The following is a 15,889-nucleotide window of genomic DNA, read 5'->3' on the forward strand; positions in this document are numbered from 1 at the left end:
CGTCCCTGCGCCGCACCGTGCGGTCGCCCGTTCGACGGTACGCGCCGTCGGTCAGAGCAGTCCGCGGTCCCGGAGCCACACCGCCGGATCGACCGCCACCCCACCGTGGAGGACCTCGAAGTGCAGGTGCGACCCGGTCGAGACGCCGGTGTTCCCCACGGCACCGATGCGCTGCCCCGCCGTCACGGTCTGCCCCACCCGAACACCGATCTGGGAGAGGTGCCCGTACCGGGTCTGAGAGCCGTCGGCGTGCTGCAGCAGGACCTGGTTGCCGTACCCGCCGACGACCCCGGCGGACACCACGCGTCCGGACATCGCCGCGACGACGGCCGTCCCCTCGCGCGCGGCGAAGTCGAGCCCCTGGTGGTTCGTCGAACAGGCGCCGCAGCCGCTGACCCACCGCGAGCCGAAGCCGCCCGCTGCCGGGATCGTCCCCGCGACGGGCCTCGCCGCCGAGGCGCCGGGAGCCGCCTCGAACGTCGGAGCCGCTGCCGCACGACGCTCGGGTGCCCGGCCGATCGCGAAGCCGTCCCGCTCGGCGCGGGCGGTCGACGTCGCCGAGGTCGTGTACTCCTGCACGTCGAGCGCGGGGAGCACCGACGTGGCGCTCGCTGCCGTCGCCGTCTGCGGTGTGGCGACGGTGACGAACAGGCACGCGGCGACGGCGGTCGCGGTGAGCGGGACGGCCCGGGCGGACGCGAAGGCGGAGCCGATCGAGCGGAGCGGCAGCGTGATCGCCTGGGTGACGGCATGCCCGAGGGCAGTGGGGCGGATCGCGGGCGTCTCGGTGCGCAGCGTCCGTCGCGACGGCAGGGGTTGAGGGTTCCCTGCGCTGGTGGAGACCGGGGCGGCGGGAGGGGACACCGCCGCCCCGGTGGTCGAGTGGGTGACGGCTCCGGTCGTCACGGTCGGGGACACGACCGGGACGGCCGGCGGGGCCGACGCAGCCCGGCAGGCCGACGGGGCAGGCGGCCTGGACGCCGATGGGGTCGACGGCTCGGACGCCGATGACGTCGGCGCGGGCGGCGATACGGACGCCGCGGGGACGCCGGGATGCCGGAGGCTGGCGATGCTCGGAACGTCGGTGCCCGGCGTCTCGATGCTCGGAGCGGCGGCGCGCAGCGGCATGGCGCCGGTGCTGGTGCCGGTGCCGGCGTCGGCGCGGGTGCCGGTGCCGGGCGCGGTGGTCAGGTCCGCCGCCGCACGCTCTGCCGCACGGCGAGCACGACGGGTGGGGAGCGGCTCGACCCCGGCCGGGGCGTTGGCCGCGTGGCGAGCGGCGCCCCGCGGGCGCATCGGCAGGCGGTCCGTCGTCGTGGACATCGGCTTCGTCGAGGGCCGGCTCAGGCGCGGACGACGCCGTCGCGGGCGATGCGGTCGAGCTCGGTCACGACGGCGTCCACCACGGCGCGGGCGATCGCGTCGGCGACGGCCTCGACCAGGACGAGCTGCTCCGGAGCCACCGCGTGAGCGGTCGTCGCGGCGACCACGCGCGTCGGGGCGGCCTCGATCGCAGCGACGAGCGACGCCGGGACGAACACGGGGCCCTGCGGCTCGACCGGGGTGGTCATCGGCGAGGTCGGCGCGCTCGGAGCTGCCGGTGCCGCCGGAGCGGGGGTCGGCCGTTCGGCACGGCGGGCGATGGAGTCGAAGAGCGGCGTGGAGGACATGCTGCTTGCCTTCCGATCAGGTGGTCGGGCGTCCCGTTCTCGGGCGGGACGCGGGCGGAGTGTGCCCCTGGCACGACTCCATTGAACCACCAGTATTTCAGATGTGCAATAGCACCTTTCGTGTATGAGCGCGTCAGTCGGGCTCGACCGCGGCCGTCGGGTCGTCGCGTCGGAGGACCTGCCGCACCCGCTCGACGATCGTCGCCGGCGGGTTGTTGTAGGCGTTCGCGGGCTCCTGTCCGCTGAGCTCCTGGATCGCCGCCATCACGGCGTCCGTCGCGTGACGACGAGCCCGGCCGGACGAGGCCTCTCCGAAGCCGGAGAGGTCGAGCGGCGTACCGAACTCGACCGTGACCTTCGCGAGCTTCGGGACGCGCGACCCCACCGGCTGGACGTCCTGGGTGCCGGTGAGAGCGACGGGCACCACGGGTGCACCACTCGTCAGGGCCAGCCAGGCCACTCCGGTGCGGCCCCGGTAGAGGCGGCCGTCGAGGGACCGGGTGCCCTCGGGGTAGATCGCGAACGCATCGCCGGCCCGGAGTCGCTCGAGCCCGAGGTCGAGGGCCTCCTGCGCGGCCGAACCCGCACCGCGCTCGACACCGATCGCGCCGATGCCCTCGAAGAAGCCCCGCGTCACCGAGCCCCGGAAACCCTTTCCCGTGAAGTACTCCTTCTTCGCGAGGAAGAACACCTTCCGCGGGGCGAGGAGGCCGATCGTCGGGGAGTCGATGAACGAGCGGTGGTTGCTCGCGAGGATCACCGGTCCACGCTTCGGGATGTTCTTCCGACCGATGATCCGCGGCCGCCAGATCATGCGAGCGAGCGGCGCCACGAAGGCACGGCTCAGCGTGGTGTACTTCGACGATCCGGACACACGGGCCTCCTCGTGACGGGAGTCTCCGAGTGTAGTGATCACGACCCCGATCGCATGCCCGCCACGGAATGTGTCGCGATCACTCGGCCGCGGCGACGACATCGAGCACCGCACGGCCGTAGCGCTCGAGCTTCGCCCCGCCGACGCCGGAGATCTCAGCGAGCTGGTCTTCGTCCGACGGCTTCACCGCCGCGATGCCCCGCAGCGTCGCGTCGTTGAAGACCACGTACGCCGGGACGCCCTGTTCGCGGGCCTGGGCCGCACGCCAGGCGCGCAGGGCCTCGAACAGCCCGAGGGCTTCCTGTGGCATGTCCGTCACGACGGTCCGGCGGTTGCGGGAGGCCCGGGGTGCCTTCACCGGGTCGCGCCGCATGCGCACCTGCACGCGGCCGGCGAGGACGTCGGCGCTCGTCGGGCTCAGGACGACCGTGCCGAACCCGTCGCCGGACACCGCCGCGTAGCCCTGCGCGAGGAGCTGTCGGGCGACGGTGCGCCACTCCGCCTCGCCCAGGTCGCTGCCGATGCCGAACGTGGCGAGGGACTCGTGCCGGAGCTCCTGCACCCGGGGCGACTGCTTGCCGACGAGGATGTCCACGAGGTGCGAGACGCCGTACCGCTGGCCGCGTTCACGGTCGAGCCGGACCACGGTGGAGAGGAACTTCTGCGCCGGGACCGTGCCGTCCCACGACTCGGGCGGGGCGATGCACGTGTCGCAGTTGCCGCACGCCGTGCTCTCCTGCCCGAAGTACGCGAGCAGTCGGACGCGCCGGCACTCGATGGTCTCGCACAGGGCAAGCATCGCGTCGAGGTGCGCGCTGAGCTGCCGACGGTGCGCGGCGTCGCCCTCGGACTGGTCGATCATCCGGCGCTGCTGCACGACGTCGTTCAGGCCGTACGCCAGCCAGGCGGTCGAGGGGAGCCCGTCACGCCCGGCACGACCGGTCTCCTGGTAGTAGCCCTCGACCGACTTCGGCAGGTCGAGGTGCGCCACGAACCGGACGTCCGGCTTGTCGATCCCCATGCCGAACGCGATGGTGGCGACCATCACGACGCCGTCCTCGCGCAGGAAGGCGGACTGGTTCCGTTCCCGCACCTTGGCGTCGAGACCGGCGTGGTAGGGCAGCGCCGGGATCCCCTGCTCGGACAGCGCGGCAGCGGTGCGCTCGACCGAGTTGCGGGAGAGGCAGTACACGATGCCCGCGTCGCCGCTGTGCTCGGTGCGGATGAAGGTGAGGAGCTGCTGCAGCGCCCCGGTCTTCGATTCGATGCGGTACTGGATGTTCGGCCGGTCGAAGTCGGCGACGAAGTGCGCGGCGTCGTCGAGGCCGAGGCGGGCGGAGATCTCGCGGTGGGTCTGCGGCGTCGCGGTGGCGGTCAGGGCGATGCGCGGCACGGTCGGCCAGCGCTCGTGCAGGACGCTGAGCTCGAGGTAGTCCGGCCGGAAGTCGTGGCCCCACTGGGCGACGCAGTGCGCCTCGTCGATGGCGAACAGGGCGATCTGCGCGCGGTCGAGCAGTGCGCGCGTGGACTCGAGCCGGAGCCGCTCGGGCGCGAGGTAGAGCATGTCGACCTCGCCCGAGACCACGGCGCGTTCGACCCGGGCACGTTCGTCCGGCCCCTGCGTGGAGTTGAGGAACGCGGCCTTGACGCCGTTCGCCGCGAGGGCGTCGACCTGGTCCTGCATGAGCGCGATGAGCGGCGACACGACCACGCCGACGCCGTCCCGCACGAGTGCCGGCACCTGGTAGCAGAGCGACTTGCCACCGCCGGTCGGCATGAGGACGAGCGCGTCGCCCCCGGTGACGATCTGGTCGATGATCGAGGCCTGTTCGCCCCGGAAGTCGTCGTAGCCCCACACGCGGTGCAGGACGTCGAGCGCGGCGGCTCGGGAAGCAGACACGGCGGCGGGCGCGGGCGTGGTGCTCATGCCACGAGCCTACGGCCGACCGACGACACCCACGGCGTTGTCCACAGGCGCTGCGTCCGCCCCGTCGGCCGAGCCGGCCGTCTCGTCGAGGCGGGCCGGGGCGCTCGCCCAGCCCGTGCCTCCTGGACCGAACCAGCGCCCGCCACCCGCCCAGACCGGTGCCGGACCACGGAACCGCGGTGCGGCCGCGCCCGCGAAGCGGCGGTCGAGGTGGCGCCACCGCGCGAGCACCTCGACCATGCCCCAGTAGAGCAGCGAGGTACCGAGGGTGACGAGCCAGCCGCCGACGGTCCCGTTGGCGTCCTGCGACGAGAGGTCGATCCCCGACCAACCCGGCGCCTGCAGCACGAAGATCATGATGTTGTTGAAGGCGTGCTGCAACACGGTCGCCTCGAGGCCGCCGGTGCGCAGCACGATGATCGCGGCGATGAGGCCGAACGACCCGACGTCGAGGATGCCCCAGACGTTGTAGCCGTTCGGGATGTGCAGCAGGGCGAACACGACGGTCGACACCGCGACGGCGAGGACCGTGCCCACGATGCGGACCGGGATCCACGAGCCGATGGTCTGCATGAGGAAGCCGCGGAAGATGTACTCCTCGGCGGCGCCCTGGAACGGCACGAGCACGATGACGAGCACGAGCGTCGTGGTCAGCGTGCCGAGGGACACCGTCGACTGGCCGATCGCGGCGTGGTCCCACCCCAGGCCGCCGTCGAAGGTGAGCATCCCGAGCCCCTGGAAGCAGAACATGATCGCCGCGATGACGAGCGTCGGGATGAGGCACCAGGCCGTCCAGCCCCAGCGCACCCGGAACCGCGTGGACGACAGGATCCCGGCGGGACCGACGCGCGCGATCTTCACCGCGAGCAGGATGCCCGGCAGCAGGACCACGAGGGACACGAGCGACAGAGACAGCACCACCGGGTCGGTGGGGTCGAGCGCCCCGCTCGCGAGGTCGTTCTGCAGGTCGATGAGCGCCTGTGGCCCCTGGGTCGCGCCGATCGGCACGAAGTACGCGACGGCGATGATCACCTGCGAGACGAAGTACCAGCCGGCGAGGAACGCCAGCGCCACGAGCGGGCGCCACCACCTCCAGCGTGCGTCGACGCGGGGCAGGCGGTGGTATGGAACGCTCACGCCACGCAGGCTACCGGGCCGGGCAGGATGGGAGCCGTGCTCACCGTCGTCCTCGGCCTGTCCGGCGCGCTCGTCTACGGGTTCGCCGACTTCCTCGGCGGCCTCGCGTCACGTCGAGTCCGTGCGGTGACGGTGGCCGCCGTCGCCGCGGCGGTCGGGATCGTGCCCCTGCTGGTCGGGCTCGTCGTGGTCGGGGGTGCGTTCGGTGCGGACTCCGTCCTGTGGGGCGCGGTCGCGGGGGCGTCCGGAGGCGTCGGCGTCCTCCTCCTCTACCGCGCGCTGGCGATCGGCCCGATGAGCGTGCTCTCGCCGCTGACCGCCGTCTTCGCCGCCGTCGTGCCCGTCCTGGTGGCGGTGCTGCGCGGGACGGCGCTGTCCGGCCTCGCGGTCGTCGCGCTGGTCGTCGCGGTGGTCGCGGTGGTCCTGGTGGCGGCGGTGCGGGACACGTCGGGTGCGCGGGTGACCGCGGTGGGGCTCGTGACGGCGGCGGTCGCGGGGTGCGGCTTCGGCGGGATCGTGCTCGCGTACGACATGACGCCGTCGGACTCGGGGGTGGTGCCGTTGGTCGTGTCGCGGGTGCTGCAGGCGGTGCTGCTCGGGACGGCGGCGGTCGTGGTGACGCGGCGGGCGGCGGTCACGGGGCGGGGCCCTGGAGGCGCGGCAGACCCCGCGAGGTCGGCCGACGCTCCGGGGTCTGCCGCGCCTCCCGGCATCCGTGGTGGCGGACGCTGGCCGGCCCGCCTGGTGTGGACGGTGGTCGCCTGCGGCGTCCTCGACGCCGCGGCGAACGTCTTCATCCAAGCGGGGCTGCACTCGAGTGAGGACCCAGCGACCCTGCCCGTGGTCAGCGTGCTCAACGCGCTGTACCCGATCGGGACGGTCGTGCTCGCCGGGATCGTGCTCCGGGAGCGGCTGACTGCCGTGCAGTGGGCCGGGATCGTGCTGGCGTTCGGCGCCGCGGTGGGGCTGGCGCTCGCGTAGGCCGGGCGCGGCGCCGCATCGGGCGAGTCTCGCCTGGGCGGACAGTTTCGTGGTCGCAGGGCCGCGAAACTGTCCGCGGAGCCGAGATTCGGGGCGGCCGGAGCGGGCCGGGCGTCAGGCGTCGGGGATGAGCCGCTTGCCGAGGGAGACCGTGCGGTCGTCGGTGTAGCCGAGTACCTCGTAGAAGCCGATGACCTGCTCGTTGCCGGCCCGGACCTGCAGGTTGAGCTTCGGGCAGCCGAGGTCCGTCAGCAGTCGCTCGAACTCCGCCATGAACGCACGCCCGAGCCCCGAGCCCTGCAGGTCCGGCTGCACCGCCAGGTAGTTCACCCAGCCGCGGTGCCCGTCGAACCCGGCCATGCCCGCTCCGACGACCGGACGGGCGGGGTCCTCGGCGTCCTCGGCGACCAGGAACAGCTCCGGCTGCATGGTCAGCTTGCGGGCGATGTCGCGACGGGGGTCGTTCCAAGGACGGACGAGACCGCAGGCCTGCCACAGGGCGACGACGGCTTCGGTGTCGGCCGGGTCGAACCGGCGGAGGACGTGCTGCATCACTTCACCGTAACGGTGCTGTGGACAACCTCGTCACGGGGTCGTCGTCGTGATCTGATAGACCTGTCCGACCACCCCATCCGGATCAGGAGCCCCGTGACCGCACACGAGACACTCCCGTCGCGCCGAGATCGCCGCGACGGTGCGGCCGGTGCTGCGCGACGGGCACCGCGTCGCCGCCAGACCGTGGGTGGCGCCATCGTCTCGCTCATCGCCGAGCTGCTCATCATCGCGGGCGCCGGCACCGGGCTGTACGTGGTGTGGACGGCGTGGTGGACGGACGTCGTCGCGGTCAACGAGCAGACGAAGCTCGTCGACGGCCTCGGGCAGAAGGACGTCTCGGGGACCGGCACCGAGCACCGCGGGCCCGCTCCCGTGCTCGCCGAGCCGCCGAACGTCACCGACGTCTTCGGCACGATGCAGATCCCCCGGTTCGGCAAGGACTACGAGCGCCCGATCGGCGAGGGCACCGACCGCGAGAAGGTCCTCAACACGATCGGCCTCGGCCACTACCAGGACACCGCGATGCCGGGCGCCGAGGGCAACTTCGCCGTCGCCGGGCACCGCGTGACCTACGGCAAGCCGCTCAACCAGATCGCCGAGCTCAAGACCGGCGACGACGTCGTGGTGCGGGTGACCGACGCGAAGACGAAGTTCGACGTCTGGTACGTCTACAAGGTCACCGACTCGCAGATCGTCACGCCCGACCACGTCGAGACCATCGCCCCGGTGCCGAACAAGCCCGGGGTCGAGCCGACGGCCGACGACCGCTGGCTCACCCTGACCGCGTGCCACCCGATGTGGTCGGCGAAGGAGCGGTACGTCACGCACGCCAAGCTCGACTACTGGATGCCCGCGTCGGAGGGCACCCCGAAGGAACTCTCGGAGACGTCGAAGTGATCTTCCCGTTCGTCTGGCGCATCCTGCCCGGCCCCGCGGCGCTCAAGGTGATCGAGTTGCTCGTGCTCCTCGCGGCGATCGTGTGGGTCCTGTTCACGTTCGTGTTCCCGTGGGTCGCTGCGGACATCCTGCCGCCGCCGGACGGCACGGTGGACGTGTCGCCGTCGCCCTGACGCGTGGGGTTGCGCAGCGTCCTGAATTCGCACCGTGCGAGGTTCCGCTGACGGTGGGACGTCGGGCGCCTCGCACCGAGCGCGGGACCTCGCACGATGGCGCGGCGGGGGCGGGGCGGGTGCGTGCGCGGGCGCGAGCGCGGGGGCGGGCGCGGGCGCGGGGGCGGGCGCGGGCGCGGGCGCGTCAGACCGTGGTCGTCACCCGGGATCCACCGTCGGACGTGCGCCGCACGGCGATGCGCTCCGGGATCCGCTGCTTGAGCTCCTCGACGTGGCTGACGATCCCGACCTGACGGCCGCCCGCGGTCAGGCGCGACAACTGCCCGATCACGTCGTCGAGCGTCTCGGGGTCGAGCGTGCCGAACCCCTCGTCGACGAACAGCGTGCCGAGGGAGACCCCGCCCGCCTCGGCCTGGACGACGTCGGCCAGACCGAGCGCGAGGCACAGCGACACCGTGAAGGTCTCGCCGCCGGACAGGCTGCGGGGGTCGCGCACGGTGTCGGTCGTCTGGTCGTGCACGGCGAGTGCGAGGCCCGTGCGCCGTGCACGTGAGCCGGACTCCCGCTCGTCGGAGGTCTCCAGCGTGAACCGGCCCGCGAGCATCGCCCGCAACCGGTCGTTCGCCGCGGCGACGACGTCCTCGAACCGGCGCATGAGCACGTAGGTGCCGAGGGTGATCCCGGTGGGGTTGGCTGCTGCGACCCCTGCCGCGACGTCGGCGAGCCGCACCACGGCCCGGCTGCGCGCAGAGGTGTCGTCGCGAGCACGGACCGCGGCGTCCAGCTCGGCTGCGCACCGTTCGGACGCGACGGCCTGGTCGACCGCCGACGTGGCCGCGCGGACGGCTGCCTCGGCCGCGGCTGCGGTGGCGTCCCGTGCTGCGCGGGCTCCGTCGAGGTCGAGTGCTGCCGGGTCGTCGTCGGCCGCAGCGACGACCGCCGGTTCGGCGAGTCCCGCGTCGACGACCGCGCGCGCCTGGTCGGCACGGGCGACCTCGGCCCGGAGTGCTTCGGCGTCCGCTCGGTCGAGGACCCCGGCGCGGGCGGAGACGACGTCGTCGAACCCCTGCTCGGTGAGGACCCGGTCCACCTCGGCCGCACGTTCGCGGACGTCCGCTGCTGCCGAGTCCGCGCGGCTGTCGGCCTGGAGCACCGCGTCGAGTCGACCGACGAGCGCGTCGAGCGACTCGACCCCCTGGCGCAGGGTCTCCGGCGCACCGTCGAGGTGTTCGGCCACGCGTTCGATCGCGGCCGACACCGCCGACTCGTCCTGCTCGAGGCGCTCGGCATCGGCTGCCGCTGCGCCGGCGAGGACGGCGCGTTCGGCGTCGACCTCGTTCCGCTGCCGTTCGAGGGTGCGCGTTCCCTCGTCGTGTGCGGCCCGCTGCTGTTCGAGGTCGCGCACGCGGACGGCCGCGTCGTGCGCCGCCGTGACGGCTGCGTCGGCCGCAGCCGCGAGGGCGTCGACGGTGTCGTCGTCGACGTCACCGAGGACCTGCACGAGCCGGGCGAGTTCGGCCCGTTCGAGTGCGAGGGCCGTCGCGGCGTCGCCGAGGGCGCGCTCGGCACCCCGGGCACGTTCGGCCGCGGCCTCGATCGCCTCGGTCGTGGGGTGGTCGTCCTGCGGTGTCGCGACGACCGGGTGCTCCGTCGCCCCGCACACCGGGCACGGGTCGCCCGGCAGGAGTGCGGCGCCGAGCTCTCCGGCGAGACCGGCGATGCGGCGCTCCCGCAACTGCTGCTCGACCCGGACGAGCTCGTGGGCGGTGGCGCGGGCCGCGACGACGGTCTGCTCGGCACCCTGCACGCGCCGTTCGGACGCGGCCCGGGCGACGAGGTCGGCCCGGAGTGCACGGACACGCTCGACCTCGAGCCGCGCGGCCTCGGACCCGGCGGCCAGCGCGGCGGCGGCCCGGGCGTCCTCGACGATGCGGGCGCGTTCGGCGGGGCGGGCATCGAGCGCGGTGTCGAGGTCGGCGAGGCGTTCGGTGAGCAGGGTTCCGCGAGCGACGGCGTCGGTGATCGCCCGACGCCTGCCGGGGAGCGCCCGTTCGAGGTCGATGCGGTGCCGCACCGCGGCGAGGCACTCGGTCACGGCGGTCCGCTGGTGGGCGAGGGCGTCTCGGTCGGTCGTCACGCCGTGCTCTGCGCGGAGGGCGTCCGCCGCCGCGGTGGCGTGGTCGGATCGGGCGCGTGCGGCGTCGAGCCCGTCGGCGACGACTGCGACGCGGGCAGCGCGTTCGCCCGACGCCAGGCGCACGCGGGCCGCGGCGACCCCGTCGGCACCCGCGTCGAGTTCCGCACGACGTGCGACGAGGACGGCGCGGCGGTCCAGTGCGGCTGCACGAGCAGTGACCGACTGCTCGTGCGCCGCCGCAGCAGCGGCCGCGCGCGACGCGGTGGCGCGAGCGGACTCGGCAGCGTCGGCGGTCGCTCGGAGTGCCGCGACGGTCGCGGGGACGTCGGACTCGTCCGGCTCGTCGACACCCGCGGCCTGGGCGAACCGGTTCAGGGCGTCGCGGACCCGGGCGTCGGCGCCCTCGACCTCGGCCAGGACGGCGCGACGGCGGACAGCGAGTTCGTCGGCCGTCCGGTCGTAGACCTGCGTGCCGAACAACGACTGCAGCAGCTTGCGGCGGTCTTCGCCGGGAGACCGCAGGAACCGGGCGAACTCGCCCTGGGGCAGGACGACGGTCTGCAGGAACTGCGCCTTGTCGAGGCCGATGATCCGGGCGATCTCGACCGCGACCTCGGGGATGCGCGAGGACATCGGCTCACCGGCCACGTCGGCCGGCCCGGCGAGGCGGAACAGCTGCGCGGAGGCCTGCTGCTTCACGGTGCCGGTCCCCCGCTGCTTCGGGCGCTGGTACTGCGGCGTGCGTCGGACGCGGTACACACCGGCACCGGTCTCGAACACGAGCTCGACGAAGGGCTCGACCGCGGGGTCGGCGTGCTGGCTGTGCAACCGGTCGTCGCTCGCGTCGGCACCGGCCAGTCCGCCGTAGAGGGCGAACACCACGGCGTCGATGATCGTCGACTTGCCGGAACCCGTCGGCCCTTCGAGCAGGAACACCCCGGAGGCGGCGAGCGCGGCGAAGTCGATCGACACGAGGTCCGGGTAGGGGCCGATCGCGCGGAGTTCGAGCCGGTGCAGGTACATCAGCGGTCCCCCTCACGCTGGAGGGCCAGGGCGGCCGCTTCGTACGCCTCGGTCAGGATCGCGCGGTCGTCGTCGTCCGGCGCGGTGCCGGTGGCGAACGACACGAAGTCGGCTGCCACCTCGACCGGGTCGGACGTCGCCGTGACCGCGCGGGCTGCGGCACGCTCGGCGCGGTCGGCCGGCTCGTGCGTGATGGCGAGGGCGTGGGGGAAGTGGTCCTTCACCCGGGCGTACATCCGTTCCGGGTGGACGGTGTCCGTCACGGCGACGCGGACCCAGGCGTCCGCCGCCGACCGGTGCGCCCCGGACTCGATCTCGTCGATCGTGGCCCGGACGTCGACGAGCCGCCGCGGCACGGGCGTCGGCACGAGCTCGGCCGTCACCTGCCCGGAGTCGTCGAGGTCGACGACGGTGACAGACTTCTGCTGGCGCCGCTCGCCGAACGAGAACGCGAGCGGCGAGCCCGCGTACCGCACGCGGTCGCCGTCCCCCACCCGCTGCGGCCCGTGCAGGTGCCCGAGCGCGACGTAGTCGATGCCGTCGAACACGGCACGCGCCACCCGGTCGACCCCGCCGACGCGGATGTCCTGCTCGCTGTCGCTCGGTTCGGTCCCGCCGACGAACGCGTGGGACACGACGACGCTGCGCGTACCGGGCCGCTGGGCGAGATCGGCGCGGACGCGGTCCATCGCGGCACCGACGACGGCCTGGTGCGAGCGGGCGAGCGGCTCGTCGGGCACCGCCGCGAGGGCGTACCGGGTGAGGTCGGGGTGCAGGTACGGGATGCCGTACACCGCGACGGGCCCGTCGGCGTCGTCGACGAGGACCGGCGTGGCGATGCCTGCGGGCTCGGCGAGGATCCGCACCCGCGGGTCCATCACGCCGGCACCGAAGCCGAGTCGTGCGGCGGAGTCGTGGTTGCCCGGGGTGATGACGACCGTGGCCGTCTCGGCCAGCCGTTCGAGCACCCTGGACAGCATCCGGACGGCGTCGACCGGCGGGATGGCACGGTCGTAGACGTCCCCGGCGACGACGACCAGGTCGACCGCACGCACCCGGGCCTGGTCGACGAGCCAGTCGAGGAAGGCCGCCTGGTGCTCGAGCAGGTCGGCACCCAGCAGTGTGCGGCCGAGGTGCCAGTCGCCGGTGTGCAGGATGCGCATGCGGTCACGGTAGCGCCGGCCGGGGACATCGCCGGGTGCCCCGCGGCGACCTGTGGAGAACTCAGGCGCAGCTGAGGTTGGTGCCGACGAGCGCGGTCTGGATCCGGGCGGTCGCGGTACTCGTCGATGTCCAGTTCCCGAGGTAGTTCACGCGGACGGTGACGGTGTACACCTGGCCGAGGTTGAGGAGTCCGGAGCCCGTGACACGCACGGGTGAGGCCGACCCGGTGGCGAGTGCCGTCGTCCCGTTCATCACCGAGAACGAGGTCGCGGCCGGGCCGCCGTAGGTGAAGCCGATGTTCACGGAGCCGTCGCCGTTCGGCGTGCAGGCGAGCGCGGTGGCCTGCGGGACGGTGAGAGCGTCGAACGAGGTGGACGTGACGGTGGTCCGCGACCACGGTCCGGCGACGGCCTCCGCCGGCAGGAGGAACCCGGCGCCGCCCGCGAGCACGAGGACGGCGGCCGCGCCGCCGAGACGGCGGAACCGACGCGCTCGGCGGTCCGCACGACGGAGGGTACGGCGGCTCACGACGGCGGTGGGGGCGGTGGTCGGGGCCGGGGCGACGCGCGGGGCGGGGTCGACCCGCGCCTCCTGGCCGTCACCGGCACCGACGGCGACGCTGTCACCGACATCGACGGCGCCACCGACCCTGACAGTGCCAGCGCCACCGTCCGGCCCGCCACCCCCGTCGCGCGACGCATTCTCGTCCGACGAGCGCCCCGCCGGACCGACCAACCGCCGCAGCGATCCGTCGATCGTGCAGAGCGCGAGCACCGCGACCAGACCGAGTGCCAGCATCCCGACCTTGCCCCACTCCCCCGCCCGGAGCCAGACGATCGGCGCACCGACGAACGGGACCCGCAGGAACGCGACTCCGTGGACGGCCGAGGGTTCGACGGGCGTGGAGTCCTGCCGGGGGTTCGCATCGCCCTTCGTGACGATCGTGCCGCGCGGACCGTCCTCGACGTAGCGGTGCATGCGGAGGTGCCCGGGCTGGTCCGGGTCGTCGACGAGCAGGACCTTGCCCATCCGGACGTCCCCGGCCGACACCGGGCGGGAGACCACGACGTCGCCGGGGGTGAGCCGCGGCTCCATCGATCCGGTCATCACCGTCGTCGGCTGCCAGCCGATGACGGCGGGAGCAGCTGCCCAGAGCGCGAGCCCGAGCAGGGTCGCGACGACGCCGCGGGCGAGCGTGGCGACGACGACGCGCCCCCAGTCGAGGGCGTCACGGAGCACGTCGTGCGGCGTGGGACCGCCGTGCACTTCGATGCTGACCATGACTGCCTTCGACCGGGGGCGCGTTGTCGGACGGTGACGGACGGGCCCGGGTCGGGCTCGGTCCCGGACGTCACGCGGTGGGTGCGGGAGCGTCGATCACGCTCCGGCGCCGCCGGCTCAGCTGTTCTGGGCCTCCCAGGTGAAGCCGAGGGCCGCGGTGCCGCCCTGCACGGTGTTCGGTGCGGTGCTCGAGACGGTGTAGGTGAAGCGGTAGACGCGCGACTCCGAGCCGCTGCCGGTCGGCGCCCAGGTGCCGACACCCGTGGCGAAGTTGGTCGAGGCCGAGCCGAAGCCCGCGACGGTGCCGCTGTAGAGCGTGCCGCTCGTCGACGCCGGGGTGAAGCCGGTGCAGGAGCCGAAGCCGCCGCCCGTGCCCTGCTCGACGGTGAGGTTGATGTTCGACGCGAGGGCGTTGGTCGTCGCCGCGTTCGTGCCGTAGAGCTTCACGGTCGAGGGCAGCGTGCCGGTCGAGGTGACCGTGATGCAGTTCGCACCGGTCGAGCCGGGCTTGAGGCCGGTCGCGTTGAACAGCGCGGTGTTGTTGTCGTCGTCGGTGAGGGCGACGCTGCCGGCCGACCAGTTGCTGGTCGGGTTGACCGTGGTGGCCGAGAAGGCCGAGTAGGACGCGGTCGAGACGACGACACCCGAGGCCACGAGAGCGGCGGGGATGGCGATCCAGGCGGCGAGACGCGCAGCGCGCGGGGTGACACGGGACATGACGGAGCTCCTGATCCAAAGGGGCGCCGGGGTTCCGCGGTGGTTAGTCGCGACGGCGCCGTGGTTGCTACGACGATCAAGCTACTTGAGCGCCGTGTGGCTCACAAGGGAAGCTACACCCCCACAGTTGGGGGTACTTCAATCGGTGAGATACTTGTTCAATGAGCAGCACGGCGGCATGCCCGTGCCGTCCCACCGATCGCGCTGGCGATCACCCTCCCGAGAAGAGCCGCCCGATGACGGACACCACCACCCCGCTCGCGCGACCCCTCGACGCCGCGCAGCTCCCCCCTGCCCCCGTGTCGCCGACCGTCGGCATCCCCGAGGTCGACCCGGACGGCGACGTCGCGAAGCTGATGACGGCGTTCCGCGTCCTGCAGATGCAGCACGCGCGCGTCCTGCACCACGAGAGCTCCACCCGCGGACTGAACGCCACGGACGCCCGGTTCGTGTTCTTCCTCGCGTCCGCCGACGGCGAGGGCATCACCCCGAAGCAGGCCGGCGAGTACCTCGAGCTGTCCACGGGTGCCATGACGAGCCTGATCGACCGGCTCGAGAAGCGCGACCACATCGAGCGTCGTCCGAACCCCGACGACCGCCGCAGCATCCTCCTCCACCTCACCCCGTCCGGGTCCGAGGTGGCGCGCGAGATCGGCGCCGTCTACTCGTCGGCGTTCCGCGAGGTCATCGCCCCCGGCGACCGCGCCGGCCTCGCCGACGCCTTCGACCGGCTCGGCGCTGCGCTCGAACGCCACTCGCGATCGGTCTCCGTCGCGGGGACGATCGCCGGCCTGCAGCCGTGACGAACGGTGTCGGACACCGCGCGTAGCGTTGCCGGCATGACCCCCTCAGAACTCCTCATCGAAGCGTTCTCCCGCGTCCCCGCCACGGTCGAGCGCGCCGTCAGCGGGCTGTCGGAGGACCAGCTGGCCGCACGTCCGGCCGCCGGTGCGAACACCCTCGCCTGGCTCGCGTGGCACATCGCGCGCGGGCAGGACGCCCAGATCGCGGACCTCGCGGGCACCGAGCAGGTGTGGACGGCGGACGGCTGGGTGGAGCGGTTCGGACTGCCGTTCCCCGCCGAGGCGCTCGGCTACGGCATGTCGCGGGACGACGTCGGACGCGTCCGTGCCTCGGCGGACCTGCTGGTCGGCTACCTCCGCGCGGTGCACGACCGCACGGTCGCCTACGTCGGCACGCTCGAGCCGGCGGACTTCGACCCGGTGGTCGACGACGAGTGGGACCCGCCCGTCACGCGGGGCGCTCGGCTCGTCAGCATCCTCGACGACTGCACGCAGCACGCCGGGCAGGCCGGGTACGTGCGCGGGTTGCTCTTCTTCACCCGCTGACGCG

Annotated in this window: 15 protein-coding genes; 5 read left to right on the plus strand and 10 right to left on the minus strand. The window is 73.3% G+C overall.

Annotated elements, in window-relative coordinates; genetic code table 11:
• Nucleotides 1-51 precede the first annotated feature (51 nt).
• The 5 genes from ACEN8D_RS08330 to ACEN8D_RS08350 all read right to left on the minus strand — a co-directional run bounded on the left by ACEN8D_RS08330 (nt 52) and on the right by ACEN8D_RS08350 (nt 5,608).
• Nucleotides 52-1,323: a M23 family metallopeptidase gene (locus ACEN8D_RS08330; RefSeq protein WP_495601226.1), complete on the minus strand. Its 1,272-nt coding sequence runs from the start codon at nt 1,321-1,323 to the stop codon at nt 52-54.
• 20 nt (nt 1,324-1,343) lie between these two features.
• On the minus strand, nt 1,344-1,670 hold the full coding sequence (locus tag ACEN8D_RS08335) for a hypothetical protein (RefSeq protein ID WP_413399505.1): 327 nt from the start codon (nt 1,668-1,670) through the stop codon (nt 1,344-1,346).
• Between the two features lie 133 nt (nt 1,671-1,803).
• The gene (locus tag ACEN8D_RS08340) at nt 1,804-2,544 is read right to left on the minus strand and encodes a lysophospholipid acyltransferase family protein (protein ID WP_070416975.1); all 741 of its coding nucleotides are present in this window, start codon (nt 2,542-2,544) and stop codon (nt 1,804-1,806) included.
• Nucleotides 2,545-2,623: 79 nt separating this feature from the next.
• Nucleotides 2,624-4,471: a DNA helicase RecQ gene (gene recQ, locus ACEN8D_RS08345; RefSeq protein WP_413399504.1), complete on the minus strand. Its 1,848-nt coding sequence runs from the start codon at nt 4,469-4,471 to the stop codon at nt 2,624-2,626.
• A gap of 9 nt (nt 4,472-4,480) precedes the next feature.
• Entirely contained in the window at nt 4,481-5,608 is a 1,128-nt protein-coding gene (locus ACEN8D_RS08350; RefSeq protein ID WP_413399503.1) for a CPBP family intramembrane glutamic endopeptidase, read from the minus strand.
• Nucleotides 5,609-5,644: 36 nt separating this feature from the next.
• Between ACEN8D_RS08350 and ACEN8D_RS08355 the strand changes: the two genes are divergently transcribed.
• The gene (locus ACEN8D_RS08355) at nt 5,645-6,589 is read left to right on the plus strand and encodes an EamA family transporter (RefSeq protein WP_495601227.1); all 945 of its coding nucleotides are present in this window, start codon (nt 5,645-5,647) and stop codon (nt 6,587-6,589) included.
• 114 nt (nt 6,590-6,703) lie between these two features.
• Here the strand turns inward: ACEN8D_RS08355 and ACEN8D_RS08360 are convergent, their stop codons facing one another.
• Entirely contained in the window at nt 6,704-7,141 is a 438-nt protein-coding gene (locus ACEN8D_RS08360; RefSeq protein WP_413400139.1) for a GNAT family acetyltransferase, read from the minus strand.
• Between the two features lie 96 nt (nt 7,142-7,237).
• Between ACEN8D_RS08360 and ACEN8D_RS08365 the strand changes: the two genes are divergently transcribed.
• Both ACEN8D_RS08365 and ACEN8D_RS08370 read left to right on the plus strand, forming a co-directional pair.
• On the plus strand, nt 7,238-8,041 hold the full coding sequence (locus ACEN8D_RS08365) for a class E sortase (protein WP_229087447.1): 804 nt from the start codon (nt 7,238-7,240) through the stop codon (nt 8,039-8,041).
• On the plus strand, nt 8,038-8,214 hold the full coding sequence (locus tag ACEN8D_RS08370) for a hypothetical protein (protein ID WP_156794771.1): 177 nt from the start codon (nt 8,038-8,040) through the stop codon (nt 8,212-8,214). Before ACEN8D_RS08365 ends, ACEN8D_RS08370 begins: the two co-directional genes overlap by 4 nt.
• 184 nt (nt 8,215-8,398) lie before the next feature.
• Here ACEN8D_RS08370 and ACEN8D_RS08375 read toward each other — a convergent pair whose 3' ends face one another.
• From ACEN8D_RS08375 to ACEN8D_RS08390, 4 genes are all read right to left on the minus strand, one after another.
• Nucleotides 8,399-11,374: an AAA family ATPase gene (locus tag ACEN8D_RS08375; protein WP_495601228.1), complete on the minus strand. Its 2,976-nt coding sequence runs from the start codon at nt 11,372-11,374 to the stop codon at nt 8,399-8,401.
• Complete coding sequence (locus ACEN8D_RS08380; protein ID WP_413400057.1) at nt 11,374-12,537, minus strand: metallophosphoesterase family protein; 1,164 nt, start codon at nt 12,535-12,537, stop codon at nt 11,374-11,376. Before ACEN8D_RS08380 ends, ACEN8D_RS08375 begins: the two co-directional genes overlap by 1 nt.
• Nucleotides 12,538-12,598: 61 nt before the next feature.
• Complete coding sequence (locus ACEN8D_RS08385) at nt 12,599-13,819, minus strand: S24/S26 family peptidase (RefSeq protein WP_495601229.1); 1,221 nt, start codon at nt 13,817-13,819, stop codon at nt 12,599-12,601.
• 117 nt (nt 13,820-13,936) lie between these two features.
• Nucleotides 13,937-14,536 (minus strand): hypothetical protein, encoded by a 600-nt coding sequence (locus tag ACEN8D_RS08390; RefSeq protein WP_309889450.1) that lies wholly within the window; start codon nt 14,534-14,536, stop codon nt 13,937-13,939.
• A 236-nt stretch (nt 14,537-14,772) separates the two neighbouring features.
• Here ACEN8D_RS08390 and ACEN8D_RS08395 point away from each other — a divergent pair, with 236 nt between their 5' ends.
• Nucleotides 14,773-15,339 carry a MarR family winged helix-turn-helix transcriptional regulator gene (locus tag ACEN8D_RS08395; protein WP_309889448.1) on the plus strand — a complete coding sequence of 189 codons (567 nt, stop codon included), beginning with the start codon at nt 14,773-14,775 and terminating at the stop codon, nt 15,337-15,339.
• 36 nt (nt 15,340-15,375) lie between these two features.
• Nucleotides 15,376-15,885 (plus strand): mycothiol transferase, encoded by a 510-nt coding sequence (locus ACEN8D_RS08400; RefSeq protein WP_413399396.1) that lies wholly within the window; start codon nt 15,376-15,378, stop codon nt 15,883-15,885.
• Nucleotides 15,886-15,889 lie beyond the last annotated feature (4 nt).

This window comes from Curtobacterium sp. Curtsp22, assembly GCF_059492135.1.

What these genes read in the sequence shown, in the direction of transcription:
- ACEN8D_RS08330 (WP_495601226.1), bottom strand. Translation starts at nt 1,323, where the DNA reads ATGTCCACGACGACGGACCGCCTGCCGATGCGCCCGCGGGGCGCCGCT.
- ACEN8D_RS08335 (WP_413399505.1), bottom strand. Translation starts at nt 1,670, where the DNA reads ATGTCCTCCACGCCGCTCTTCGACTCCATCGCCCGCCGTGCCGAACGG.
- recQ (WP_413399504.1), bottom strand. Translation starts at nt 4,471, where the DNA reads ATGAGCACCACGCCCGCGCCCGCCGCCGTGTCTGCTTCCCGAGCCGCC.
- ACEN8D_RS08360 (WP_413400139.1), bottom strand. Translation starts at nt 7,141, where the DNA reads ATGCAGCACGTCCTCCGCCGGTTCGACCCGGCCGACACCGAAGCCGTC.
- ACEN8D_RS08375 (WP_495601228.1), bottom strand. Translation starts at nt 11,374, where the DNA reads ATGTACCTGCACCGGCTCGAACTCCGCGCGATCGGCCCCTACCCGGAC.
- ACEN8D_RS08380 (WP_413400057.1), bottom strand. Translation starts at nt 12,537, where the DNA reads ATGCGCATCCTGCACACCGGCGACTGGCACCTCGGCCGCACACTGCTG.
- ACEN8D_RS08385 (WP_495601229.1), bottom strand. Translation starts at nt 13,819, where the DNA reads ATGGTCAGCATCGAAGTGCACGGCGGTCCCACGCCGCACGACGTGCTC.
- ACEN8D_RS08390 (WP_309889450.1), bottom strand. Translation starts at nt 14,536, where the DNA reads ATGTCCCGTGTCACCCCGCGCGCTGCGCGTCTCGCCGCCTGGATCGCC.
- ACEN8D_RS08395 (WP_309889448.1), top strand. Translation starts at nt 14,773, where the DNA reads ATGACGGACACCACCACCCCGCTCGCGCGACCCCTCGACGCCGCGCAG.
- ACEN8D_RS08400 (WP_413399396.1), top strand. Translation starts at nt 15,376, where the DNA reads ATGACCCCCTCAGAACTCCTCATCGAAGCGTTCTCCCGCGTCCCCGCC.